This window comes from Plectonema radiosum NIES-515 (assembly GCF_025753815.1).
GTDB classification, from domain to species: Bacteria; Cyanobacteriota; Cyanobacteriia; order Cyanobacteriales; family Nostocaceae; genus Hassallia; species Hassallia radiosum_A.
In genome coordinates this window covers 1-12567 of record NZ_JAOWRF010000106.1, presented here as the reverse complement: position 1 = coordinate 12567, position 12567 = coordinate 1, and the positions used below count along the sequence as shown (strand labels likewise).

Genomic DNA, 12567 nt, shown 5'->3' with positions numbered 1-12567 from the left:
CAGTCAACAGTCAACAGTCAAAAAATATCGACTATAGACTATGGACTTCTGACTATTGATTATTGATTATTGACTCTTGACTCTTGACTACTTTTTAAGCTGTAGCTTCTTCGAGTACATCAGCACCTTCTTTTTCTTCTGCGTCTACCTGTCTCAGACGAATGTGCTTTTTGCCTAAAGTAATTAGAAACTCATCCCCGGCTTTCAGACCCATCTGTTTTGTGTATGCCGATCCTATCAGCAAGTTACCATTAGACTGCACGCTAATTCTATAACTAGCACTACGTCCACCACGCCCATTGGCACTGGGAGCGCTGTCCAACTGAATGCCTTCAGCATCAATTAGGGCATTTAAGAACTTCATCATGTTGACGCGCTCTATACCGTTTTTGGTAATGGTATAGTAGCCACACTTCTTAGCTTTGTCTTCCTTGCTAACGTTTTCTAGCTCTTTGACTTTATGGAGCAGTTCTTCCCCGACTAGGGGTTCAATTTTTTTCTGTTTAGCCATCAACTTAGATCGAAAATGAATGGTTGAATTTTTTGAATCGATTTTATTTTAGCTGACAAATAGCTCGCACGCTCAAAATCGTGAGTGGGAATTATTTAGTTTTTATCTCAGCCTAGCCAAGTATATTACACGAACTGACAGAATTTTTACGATTTCTCCAATATTTCCCAGGACAATATATCTTAAAGAAGATTGTTATGGATATATCTATAGTTTGTGAAATACTGCTACACTATATTTGTTTAAGTTTCTTTGCCTAATAGCGATTGGCAAGTTGTTCAGTTGCCAGAACGCGATAATACAAGACGCAGAATGATAAGCAAAACCCATCCGCGTGTCAATAGTTGGTAGTTAGTGGTTAGTGGTTAGTGGCTGTAATCTAACTTAAATAACCAACTACTTACAAGCTGACAAAGGCGTTGCTGAATGAAACTAACGACCAAAGGACACTATAGTGTAAAAGCGTTACTAGATTTGAGCTTACAGGCAGGATATAGTCCTGTATCTGTCAGAGCGATCGCCAACCGTCAAGATATCCCCGCTCCTTATTTAGAAAAATTACTTATAGAAATGCGTCGTGCAGGCTTGGTAAAATCAATTCGCGGCAATGTTGGTGGATATAAATTAGCGCGATCGCCAGAACAAATCTCTGTAGGACAAATTTTAGAAGCTGTCGGTGAAAACATTACCCAATTACCTCATCAAGACATGAAAACAACACAAGCGGAAGATTGGGTAACATATACTTTATGGCAGAGGTTACAGCAAAAACTTAAACAAGCTTTATATAGTATTACCCTAGCAGACCTCTATTATGATGCTCGTAGTTGGCAAGCAGCTCAAGGGGAAGAAGCCAGTTTTATTGTTTAGTTTATAGTCAATAGTCTATAGTCCATAGTCAAGAGTTCAAAATTCTTAACTGTTGACCTTTGACCTTTGACCCCTAACCAATGACACCATTTGTTATTTTAATCATTGCCGCTACTTTAGATTACTTAATCGGCGATCCTTGGGGTTTTCCTCATCCAGTGCAAGTTATGGGATGGGTAATTTCTCGTTTGAGCAAATTCGCATTTCAATTTTGTCACAATTCCATCACACAGCGAATAGCGGGAATTTTACTAGGTACAGTTCTCATAATTGGTAGCGGCATTGTTGGTGCTTTCGTAATTCAAACTGCGAGATTGCTGCATCCGCTATTGGGAATAATATTAGAAAGTATTCTTCTGGCTAGCTGTTTTGCCTTGAGGAGTTTAAGAACAGCCGCACAAGCAGTTTTACTACCTTTAGGTGCAGGACAAATCGAAGCTGCTCGATCTATGTTAAGTAATTATGTAGGACGAGATACAGAAAACCTCACCGAAGCCGAAATTTTGCGAGCTGTTCTCGAAACAGTTACGGAAAATGCTACCGATGGGGTCATGGCTCCTCTTTTTTATGCAATTGTGGGAGCATTTCTGCCATTTGTGGGGGCAGCGCCCCTAGCTCTAGCGTATAAAGCTAGTAGTACACTTGATTCAATGGTGGGCTACCGCTCTTCTCCCTATACTTATTTGGGTTGGTTCAGTGCGCGGTTAGAAGATTGTTTAACTTGGCTTCCTTGTCGGTTAACAGTGATAACGTTAGCGCTTTTATCAGGTAAACCATTCCATGTTTGGCAAATTTGTCAGCGAGATGCGATTAAAGACTCGAGTCCTAATTCGGGTTGGAGTGAGTGCTGTTATGCTGCTATTTTAGGTGTACAAATGGGAGGTACAAACTGGTATCGCGGTATAGCTTCATCTAAACCACTACTAGGAGATGGGATTTATGCGATCGCACCAACTCACATCTACAAAGCTTTGCAATTAACTCGATATTGCTTTTTACTCTGGTTGTTTTCAACTACATCTCTATTCTTTTTGCTCCTAAAAAGGTAATGATCTAAATAAATCTTGATGAACTGGCTACACAACCCAAGATAAAAATTATCCATTCCCCATTCCCCATTCCCCATTCCCCATTCCCCACTCCCTCCAAAAAACGGTATAATCACTAACTCAGGGTATTGTTTATGATTATGTCTGCCAAAGTCGTTGAAATTCTCTCAGCAGAAGAAATACGTCGTACCGTAACCCGTCTTGCCTCTCAAATCGTCGAAAGGACGCGTGATTTATCCGACTTAGTACTATTGGGTATTTATTCTAGAGGTGCATTGTTAGCCGAATTGCTAGCACGTCAGATTGAGACACTCGAAAACGTATCCGTGTCAGTAGGAGCATTAGATATTACATTATATCGGGATGACCTTGACCAAATTGGCTTGCGAACTCCGGCAAAAAGTGATATTTCCATTGACCTGACAGGAAAAACCGTTGTCCTTGTCGATGATGTAATTTTTAAAGGACGGACAATTCGTGCTGCTTTGAATGCAATACAAGAGTATGGCAGACCAGAAGTGATTCGTTTAGCTGTGCTGGTAGACAGAGGTCATCGTGAGTTACCGATTCATCCTGATTTTATCGGTAAGCAACTACCCACTGCGAAGGAAGAGGTTGTGAAAGTTTACCTGCAAGATTGGGATGGACGAGATGCAGTGGAGTTAATTGGGGATTAGTCATTGGGAATGGGGAATGGGGAATGGGGAATGGGGAATGGGGAATGGGGAATGGGGAATGGGGAATGGGGAATGGGGAATAGAAAGTAGAGAAACAACTATCAACTAACAACTATCAACTAACAACCATCAACTAACAACCATCAACTAACCACTATCAACCAACAACTATCAACTAATTATTTTTAACTGTATTAATTGTTTCCAACAATTGCTTTGCGGTGTAAGGTTTGGATAAAAAAGCTTTGATTCCTAAATCGTATGCTGCATTCATTTTATCGCTAGTAGCAAGTCCGCTGATGGCGATAATTTTGACCTTAGGGTTAATTTTGTGTAAGGTGCGAATGGTTGTGATGCCATCCATTGAGGGCATTAGCATATCTGTTAAGACAATAGATATTTTATCGCGATATTCTGCATAAAGGGCGATCGCTTCTATGCCATCGTTAGCGGTTATGGCTTTGTAGTTATAGGCTTCTAGGGATGTTTTGGTAATCTCTCGAATGGAAGGTTCATCATCGATGACCAAAACCAATTCTCCGCTGCCGTGTGGCAATTCTAGTTCTTTTTCTTCGGGGGTTTCTGTTGTTTCTTGGGCAGGTAAATATACTTCAAATTTGCTGCCTTTCCCGACCTCGCTGTATACATTGATAAAACCACCGTGACTTTTGACAATACCAAGTACTGTGGAAAGTCCTAAACCTGTGCCTTTACCGAGTTCTTTAGTGGTAAAAAATGGCTCAAAAATTCGGTCTAATACTTCATGTGTAATGCCAATTCCGGTATCAGCAACTACAACGACGATATAAGAACCAATTTTCGCGTCAATATGCATTTTAGCATAATGCTCATCTACGAGAAAATTTTGGGCAGAGATTGTCAAAGTTCCACCATTGGGCATAGCATCACGAGCATTAACACACAAATTCATTAGTACCTGATGCAGTTGGGTAGCATCTCCAGAAACAGTCCAAAGATTTCGTGAGGTTTCGCAGTCAACTTCTATTGATTTAGGAAATGTTTCTTTAATAACTTGGCGAATTTCTAATATTAAGTGCTTTAATTGTAAGATTGTGCGATCGCCTTCGACACCGCGAGTAAAAGATAATACTTGCTTGACTAAATTCGCCCCACGTTTGGCGTTGGTTACTAATATCGGCAGCAGTCGCTTACTCCGCGCATCATGCAGCTGTGTTTCTAGAAGCTGTGCGGTCATTAAAATCGGCGCGAGGACGTTGTTTAGGTCGTGAGCGATACCGCTAGCTAAGGTGCCAATGCTCTCTAATCGCTGGGCGCGTAAGAATTGCGCTTCCAGTTGTTTTTTCTGGGTAATATCAGTGTTAACAACTAGAATAGATTGTGACTTTTTGTCAAATGGTACTAGTGTCCAGCGGCTTTCGACGATAATTTCTTTATCGTATTTAGTTGTTTGATATAACTCTCCTTCCCAAGAGCCATTTTTCATCAGAATATTGAGGGCTTCTTGCAGTTGGAGTGCATGTTTATTTTGCCAAATATCTTGGATTCTTTTGCCGATCGCTTCTTCTTTCCTACAACCATATAAACGTTCGGCTGCTTTGTTCCAAAATAAAATTTTATTGTCTAAATCGCGCACGAAAATAGCATCGGTAGCGATATCAAGTAAAGCAGCTTGTTCGCGGATTTTCTGTTCTGTTTGTTTGCGCTCTATCGCATAGCGAATCGAGCGCTCTAACAAAGGTGCTGACAGCTGACTTTTTTCTAAATAATCGGCTGCACCGGCTTTCATTGCCTCGATATCTATTTCTCTATCTCCTTTACCGGTGAGTAAAATAATCGGAGCGGTGCAATTATTGGCGATCGCTTCGCTTAACAACTCCAATCCATTCCCCTCACCCAAACGATAATCAACCAAATAGATATCGTGACGATTTTGAGCGATCGCGTCTCTAGCTTTTGCATAACTACTCACCCATTCCAGTTCGCTACCAGCTACCTGAAATTCATCGAACCAATCACGAGTCAAAATATAATCATCTTCGTCATCGTCAACTAGAAGAACTTTGATTGGACTGTTGTTCATTTCTCCCTCCCACTACTTCTAGTGGTAGTTCCACAATTTCAAACCAGTATTTGCCTATCGTCTTCATTACCTCAACTAAAGAGCCGAAGGTGACAGGCTTAATGATGAAGGAGTTTGCACCCAAATCGTAAGTACGGTAAATATCTTCTTCGGCTCTGGAGGTCGTCAAAACGACAATGGGAATTTTTCTCAGATTAGCATCAGCCTTAATTTCTCTGAGTGCTTCCCTACCGTCTTTTTTTGGCATGTTTAAATCGAGCAAAATCAAACCCGGACGCGGTGCAACTTTCGGATTGGTATACTGACCACGGTGGTACAGATAATCCATCAGTTCTTCACCATCACTTACAATGTGTAGCTCATTTGACAATCGGCTTTCTGCCAATGCTTCACGAGCTAATAAACAGTCGTCTTCATCATCATCCGCCATCAAAATTGTGACGGTTGTTTGCCGACCCTTCACTATGAATTTTCTCCTTAGCGCTGGTGATTGTGTCTAGTTGGTATTAAATCGCAACAAATTATCAAGTAGTGCTGTATGATTAAATATCCCTATGGGGGTATGATAAACCCTGGCGAGCAATAAAAAATGGGCAAAGGCAATTACATTGGTAAAGTGACAAGAAATTTTGCCCCTGCTCCGGGTTGACTAATAGCAGTGATGCTTCCGTTATGACGTTCGGCAATTTTGCGGCAGATAGCTAAACCGATGCCAGTGCCTTCATATTCGCTGCGACCGTGGAGACGTTGAAAAATGTTAAATATCCGACCCAGATACTTTTCGTCAAATCCAATACCTCGATCTTCGACGATGATCTGACAAAATTCTAAACCGTTAATTGCTCTAGTAGCTTCAGTGTAGATTTTAACAAAAGGCGGTTCTTGTGTGCCGTGAAATTTGATGGCGTTGCCAATCAAGTTTTGTAACAATTGGCGCATCTGGAACGGATCGGCGGTAACGGTGGCTAACTCACCTAGTTCTACACATGCGTGGGATTGCTGGATAGTCACTTCTAAATCAGACAAGACCTCTTGTGTTACTTGTGCTAAATCTACAGATACAAAAGGTTGCGCTCTGGTGGTAACTCGTGAAAGTGTCAGCAAGTCTTCAATCAAAGTTTGCATTCGTTGAGCCGCGTTTTGCATCCGTTCGAGATAATCGCTTCCTTGTTCAGTGAATGCATGACCGCAAGTAGCTTTTAAGCGATCGCCAAATGTTTTTATTTTCCGCAGTGGTTCTTGTAAATCGTGGGAGGCAATAAAAGCAAATTGTTGTAGTTCATCATTAGAACGGGCTAATTCTTCACGTTGCCGAGTTTCTTGTTCTAAAAGTTGCCCTTGGGAGACAGCAATACCAATTTGATCTGCTAGTTGTCGTAAAAGTTCTATTTCCCAGGTAGTCCAATTGCGAGGATGAGCGCACTGATGGGCAACTAGCAGTCCCCAAAGTTGATTTTTAAAGAGAATCGGCACAACTAAATTAGCTTTAGTACCAAACGATTGCAGCATTTGATAGTAGCAAGGATCGATGTTAGCTTTGTCTATGTCGTGAATAGAACCAATTCTGCCGTGGCGGTATTTTTCGATGTAATGTTCATTAAAGCAAGGGTCGATAATATTCTGTGCCTGAAGCACAGGGAAACCGGGAACTACAGCTTCTTTGACTATGGTTCCCGAACCATCCGACCACAAGCGAAAAATAACTACACGGTCTGCGTGTAGCAGTTCTTGCACTTCGGTGACGCTGGTATGGAGAATTTCGTCAATATCTAAAGATTCGCGAATTTTTACAGTGACATCGTTGAACAATTGCGATCGCATGTTTTGTTTGACTAATTCTTCTTGTACTCGCTTGCGATCGCTCATGTCCATCATCGCCCCAATCATCCGCACTGCCTTGCCACTATTGTCATAAACGACATAACCGCGATCTAAAATATCAGCATAAGTACTATCGCCACGCAAAAAGCGGTATTCATTAGAACAAAATTGCTGACCACTCTTCGTCGCTGCGTTCATATTATAAACAACCCTCTGCCTATCCTCTGGGTGTATGTGTTCTTGCCACCACTTAGTATCTAAACTAATATTTTCTTTCGAGTAACCAAGTGTCTGCACATTTTGATTCCACCACATCTGATTTGTCAATAAATTCCAGTCCCAGACAACATCATTCGTTGCACGGACAACTATCTGGAAACGCTCTTCACTTTGGTACAGTTGTTCTTCTGCGAGTTTGCGCTCAGTAATATCCGTATAAGAACCAGCCATTCTGATTACATTACCATCTTCATCCCACTGTGCTTGACCGCGAGCTAAAATCCATTTATAAGTATTATCTTTACACCGCACTCGATGCTCACTGATGTAAAACGGAGTTCTTTTGGCAAAGTGGTCTTGAATAAGTTGTGTCACCTGAACCACATCATCAGGATGTACTCGTGTTAAGCATTCATCTAAATCGTTGGAAATCTCTTGCTCTTCATAACCGAGCATTTTTTTCCAGCGAGTTGAGAAGAAAACTTCTGATGTTTTAACGTTCCAATCCCAGATACCATCATTAGTACCTTGCACGGCTAAGTGCCAGCGTTGCTCACTTTCTTTGAGAGCATCTTCCATCTTTTTACGGTCAATGGCTGTAGCCAAAATATTAGCAACAGCTTGGAGAAAATAAATTTCGTCTCGGCTGAAGTTGCGTGCTTGTGTTGTGTGTGCCCCTAAAACGCCAAAAGGACGCTCTAACCCGTGAATAATAACCGACATTCCGCTAACTACCTGATGCTCGTGCAGTAGTTGCGGTCCTGTGAACCTCGTTTCTGTACGCAAATCATTGACAATAACAGGTTCAGCGGCAAACAAAGTGTAGCCAGCTTGGGAATTTATATCAGCACCGACCATCGCCTTTCCTACCAGCCCTGGTTGCCAGCCTACACCCGCCCGTAACAATAATGCCTCACCATTTGGCATTAGTTCTAAAACTTTGCAATACTCAACCTGGAGCGATTGGGCAATCAGCCTCACGGCTGAATTCATTAATATAGTTAAATCTGTACCAGCTAAAGCGCTTTGGCTGAGTTCTGCCACCAAAGCTTGACGATTAGCGTAAAGTTCCAGCCTTTCTTCCGCTTGCTTGCGCTTGGTGATATCGATTGTTACCCCAGACATTCGCTGTGCCATCCCTCTGGAGTCGCGAAAAACAACTCCTTTACTTCCTGCCCAACGCAGGCTATTGTCAGAGGCAACAAAGCGATATTCGATGTCGTATTCTGCCTCTTCCCGAATTGCCTGGATTACGGAGCGACTGATCAAATTGCGATCTTCGGGATGTACACATTCAATAAAAGCTGCATAAGTACTCTCAAAACTACCTTGTTCTAAGCCAAATAGCACTTCTAAATTATCTGACCAAGTTATTTGATTGGTGAGGACATCCCAATCCCAAGTACCCATGCGAGCTGCATCTAATGCCATCCGCAATTGCGCTTCTCGCAGTTGCGCTTGCTCTGTTTGCTGTCGTAATGCCTTTAAATGAAGGCTAGCTTGCATCAAACGACTGACTCGTTGACGCAATACTTCCCATTGAATCGGTTTAGTAATATAGTCAGTCGCACCGACTGCAAAAGCGCGCTCTATAGATGTTTGATCGTAAAGAGCGGTAATCATTAGAATGGGTGTGTTTGCACCACCAGGAAGTTTTTGTAATTCAGCGCAGCAGGTAAATCCATCCATCACCGGCATCATACCATCAATCAGCACTATTTCTGGCTGTAGGCGAGTATAAGCAGCTAGCGCTTCGGAACCATTACTTGCTTCTGCCACTTGATATCCTGCTTGTTGCATCAATTCGCACAGCTGCATTCTTATTAAATCGTCGTCGTCTACAACCAGAATTAGGTTTGGCATGAGTCAAGAGTCAATAGTCAAGAGGGAATAGAACTTACACAACTGTCACACGAAAAACATAAATATAATAAACTCGTAGTTAGTTACCACAAAGCCAACAGACGATTCTGTGGTACGTCTCTACATTTTTTCACGACGTTTGTCTAATAGACATCTCCAAAAATGAACTATGCGTTGTCCCAAACCCTCGTAGAGACTATTCTGTGCTACGTCTCTACGTATGAATCTGGAGATGTCTAATGCCCAATGCCTTATGCCCAATGCCTATTAATTAAGGACTTGATGTAAACTTTGTAATAATTCTTGTGTGGTATAGGGTTTTGGCAAAAAGGCTGCGTGCTGATATGTTTTATTTAATAAGACTTGCTCGCTTGTTGGCAATCCACTGACTGCAATAATAGGCAGTAGGGGATTCATTTTTTTCAAAGTGTTAATGGTGGTGGCTCCATCCATGTTTGGCATCATCATATCAATAATTGCGGCTTTAATTTCGTTTTTATGCTGGGCGTAGAGTGCGATCGCCTCAATGCCATCACTTGCAGTAATTGCTTTATAATTATATTTTTCTAAAGAGGTTGTGGTAATCTCGCGAATCGAGGCTTCGTCATCGGCAATCAAAATCAATTCTTCATGTCCGGTGAGTATTTCCTGATTTTCTTCTTGCCGGATTGCATCTGTATTCACCCCTGGCAAATAAACTTGAAATTTTGTACCTTTGTTTAGCGCACTTGACACGGTGATAAAGCCTCCGTGACCTTTCACAATGCCCATTACTGTTGAAAGTCCTAAACCTGTACCTTTACCAAACTCTTTTGTGGTGAAAAATGGCTCAAAAATTCTCTCTAACGTTTCTTGAGAAATGCCAATTCCTGTATCTGCAACGCTCAAGAGTATGTAATAACCAATTTTGGCATCAAGTTGCATTCTGGCAAAGTTTTCATCAATGAAAATATTCTTTGCAGAAATGTTTAATGTCCCACCATTCGGCATAGCATCACGAGCATTGACACACAAATTCATCAATACCTGATGTATTTGGGTACTATCGCCACAAATTTGCCATAAGTCTGGTTGAATTTCTTTCTCAAGTGTAATTGATTTGGGAAATGTTTGCTCCATAATTTGCTTCATTTCTAAAATCTGATGTTTTAGCTGAAGCACAGTGCGATCGCCTTCAATTCCCCGCGCAAAAGAAAGCACTTGTTTAACCAAACTTGCACCGCGTTTGGCGTTGTTTTCTACTATCGATAGTACCTTGTGACTGCGCTCATCCGAAAGTTTTGCCTTTAATAGTGGCACTGACATCAAAATCGGTGACAGCATATTATTTAAATCGTGAGCAATCCCACTAGCAAGTGTGCCGATACTCTCCATCCGTTGGGCACGTAAAATTTGCGTCTCTATTTGTTTTTTCTGTGTTATGTCAGTGTCTACAACCAAAATTGATTTAGCTTTTTGATGCTCATCGCGAACTAAAGTCCAACGACTTTCAACGATGATTTGTTTCCCTGATTTGGTATATTTTTGTAACTCTCCCTGCCAAGAGTTATCTTTCAAAACAGTCTGAAAAATTTCTGGCTGCGGCAAACTTTCATTATCGAATTGATTAATATTAAGGCACATAGCTTCTTCTGCTTTCCAACCATAAAGTTTTTCGGCGCTTTTGTTCCATAATAAAATTTTGTTGGATAAATCTCGTACAACAATTGCATCTGTAGAGATATCAAGTAATGCTGCTTGCTCGCGGATTTGCTGTTCTGCTTGTTTGCGTTTGGTTATGTCTTTAAAATAAACATATAATCCTTCTTTCGAGGGATAGGCATGTACTGCGAACCATGTATCAAATGGCGGGTAGAATTCTTCAAATTGAACGCTAATTTGCTGAGTTACTGAAGAGTGATATTCTCGGTAAAATTTAGAATCCACAGCATCGGGAAACTCATCCCAAATATTTTTGCCAAGTAGTTCTTCTTTGCTTCTTTGTAATAACGGCTCGGCTTGTTTATTAATATAGGTGAAGCGCCATTCATGATCTAAAGCAAAAAAGCCATCGGCAATACTTTCAAAAATATTTGTAATTCTATTTTGCGTTGCTTGTTCCCGTGCCAATATTTGTAAGCGTTCTTTTTCGGCTTGCTTGCGCTCTGTGATATCCTCGATTACATAAGCAAATCTCTGAGGGTTATGGCAGCATGCAGCAATTGAGGAGACAGTAGCTCTTAACCATTTTTTAGCATCTCCAGTTTCGTGAAGATATTCAAAGCTGACAGGCGATCGCGTTTTTTCTGCTTGATGGTAATAATTAATCCACTGACGTACATACTTTTGAGGTACACCCATATTGCTCGCAAAGCGATTTTTCATCGCTTCGGGAGTGACTCCAAAAAATTTGGCGCTAGCAGCATTATCATAAATATGCCGGATGTCGTCATACCTTAGCTCCACAGTTCCCATCATCATTGGTGCGCTGTCAAAAAAGCTGCGGAGTGTACATTCACTTTGATGTAGTGCTTCTTTTGCTTGCTTATAGTCAGTTTTAATGCTTGCTAATTCAATTAAATTCCGCCGAATTTCTAATTGTCTAATTATCAGACGGCTAATAGCTTTGAGTGCTTCTAACTGTTCGTCATTAATTTCGCGTGGTTTTTGATCGACTATACACACAGTCCCAATGGCTTCTCCGCCTGGTGTTATCAAAGGTACACCAGCGTAAAATCTTACGTAGGGTTCAGACGTAACTACAGGATTACAAGCATATCGTTCATCAGCCAAGGTGTCTGGAATAACCAAAGCATCGTATTTTTCGATGCAAAACGGACAAAAACCCATATCTCTAGGCATTTGCTGGACATCCAGCCCAATTTTGGCTTTGAACCAGTGACGGTTGCTGTCTATGAGATTAATTGCGGCGATCGCTGTGCCACAAATTTGCGCGGCTAAAAATGCCAGGTCGTCAAATACTTCTTCTGGTGGAGTGTCGAGAATTTGATACTGACGCAGAGCCTCAAGCCTTCTTGCTTCGTTTTTAACAGTTAAGCTATTCATAAAATTTTCCTAACAATTACTTAATTACAACTTGCCCTTGTCTTATTTATGGTTGTTGCTCGCTTCAACAAACAGGGAAGGTGTAAGGGTGATGGCTTGAGAATGTTGCATACCTAAAATTTTTCTCACAGTCATACACATCTGCCAAAAACTTGCTTTGAGCTTGGTTTGTTTACGATTGGTAGTAGCGCGATCGCGCTACCTTGAGAGCTTTAAACAAGTCACTATCCGGATATCTAAAAAAGTCCGCAGGTAAGATCGTCACTATCCCTATAGTAATATCTCTTTAGGAGGATGACAGTTTTATTTATATAATTCCGCAAATGCACTGAATAGATACATTAATTACGTATTTATTGGCATTTTTTTTGAGAAAAAGCCTGTTCAAACTAGAGTTTGACGTTGAACTACTTAGTAGTTATAGCCTAGATGAAGTCATAAAGGAAGAGG

8 protein-coding genes are annotated in these 12567 nt (G+C 41.2%); 3 read left to right on the top strand and 5 right to left on the bottom strand.

Annotated elements, in window-relative coordinates; all coding sequences use genetic code 11:
- Positions 1-94 precede the first annotated feature (94 nt).
- Positions 95-511: an AbrB/MazE/SpoVT family DNA-binding domain-containing protein gene (locus OGM63_RS06965; protein ID WP_263744778.1), complete on the bottom strand. Its 417-nt coding sequence runs from the start codon at positions 509-511 to the stop codon at positions 95-97.
- A gap of 426 nt (positions 512-937) precedes the next feature.
- Between OGM63_RS06965 and OGM63_RS06960 the strand changes: the two genes are divergently transcribed.
- The 3 genes from OGM63_RS06960 to pyrR all read left to right on the top strand — a co-directional run bounded on the left by OGM63_RS06960 (position 938) and on the right by pyrR (position 3107).
- Entirely contained in the window at positions 938-1381 is a 444-nt protein-coding gene (locus tag OGM63_RS06960) for an Rrf2 family transcriptional regulator (RefSeq protein ID WP_263744777.1), read from the top strand.
- 80 nt (positions 1382-1461) lie between these two features.
- The gene (cbiB, locus tag OGM63_RS06955; protein WP_263744776.1) at positions 1462-2430 is read left to right on the top strand and encodes an adenosylcobinamide-phosphate synthase CbiB; all 969 of its coding nucleotides are present in this window, start codon (positions 1462-1464) and stop codon (positions 2428-2430) included.
- Positions 2431-2570: 140 nt separating this feature from the next.
- The gene (gene pyrR, locus OGM63_RS06950; RefSeq protein WP_263744775.1) at positions 2571-3107 is read left to right on the top strand and encodes a bifunctional pyr operon transcriptional regulator/uracil phosphoribosyltransferase PyrR; all 537 of its coding nucleotides are present in this window, start codon (positions 2571-2573) and stop codon (positions 3105-3107) included.
- A gap of 175 nt (positions 3108-3282) precedes the next feature.
- Here pyrR and OGM63_RS06945 read toward each other — a convergent pair whose 3' ends face one another.
- The 4 genes from OGM63_RS06945 to OGM63_RS06930 all read right to left on the bottom strand — a co-directional run bounded on the left by OGM63_RS06945 (position 3283) and on the right by OGM63_RS06930 (position 12117).
- The gene (locus OGM63_RS06945; protein ID WP_263744774.1) at positions 3283-5169 is read right to left on the bottom strand and encodes a hybrid sensor histidine kinase/response regulator; all 1887 of its coding nucleotides are present in this window, start codon (positions 5167-5169) and stop codon (positions 3283-3285) included.
- Positions 5135-5632 (bottom strand): response regulator, encoded by a 498-nt coding sequence (locus tag OGM63_RS06940; RefSeq protein WP_263744773.1) that lies wholly within the window; start codon positions 5630-5632, stop codon positions 5135-5137. The genes OGM63_RS06945 and OGM63_RS06940 overlap by 35 nt, the downstream gene beginning before the upstream one ends.
- A 140-nt stretch (positions 5633-5772) precedes the next feature.
- Positions 5773-9072 carry a PAS domain-containing protein gene (locus OGM63_RS06935; protein ID WP_263744772.1) on the bottom strand — a complete coding sequence of 1100 codons (3300 nt, stop codon included), beginning with the start codon at positions 9070-9072 and terminating at the stop codon, positions 5773-5775.
- Positions 9073-9339: 267 nt separating this feature from the next.
- Positions 9340-12117, bottom strand: coding sequence for a hybrid sensor histidine kinase/response regulator (locus OGM63_RS06930; protein ID WP_263744771.1), 2778 nt, complete (start codon positions 12115-12117; stop codon positions 9340-9342).
- Between the last annotated feature and the right edge of the window lie 450 nt (positions 12118-12567).

Coding starts and splice junctions, on each gene's coding strand:
- OGM63_RS06945 (WP_263744774.1), bottom strand. CDS start 5,169: ATGAACAACAGTCCAATCAAAGTTCTTCTAGTTGACGATGACGAAGAT.
- cbiB (WP_263744776.1), top strand. CDS start 1,462: ATGACACCATTTGTTATTTTAATCATTGCCGCTACTTTAGATTACTTA.
- OGM63_RS06965 (WP_263744778.1), bottom strand. CDS start 511: ATGGCTAAACAGAAAAAAATTGAACCCCTAGTCGGGGAAGAACTGCTC.
- pyrR (WP_263744775.1), top strand. CDS start 2,571: ATGTCTGCCAAAGTCGTTGAAATTCTCTCAGCAGAAGAAATACGTCGT.
- OGM63_RS06935 (WP_263744772.1), bottom strand. CDS start 9,072: ATGCCAAACCTAATTCTGGTTGTAGACGACGACGATTTAATAAGAATG.
- OGM63_RS06930 (WP_263744771.1), bottom strand. CDS start 12,117: ATGAATAGCTTAACTGTTAAAAACGAAGCAAGAAGGCTTGAGGCTCTG.
- OGM63_RS06960 (WP_263744777.1), top strand. CDS start 938: ATGAAACTAACGACCAAAGGACACTATAGTGTAAAAGCGTTACTAGAT.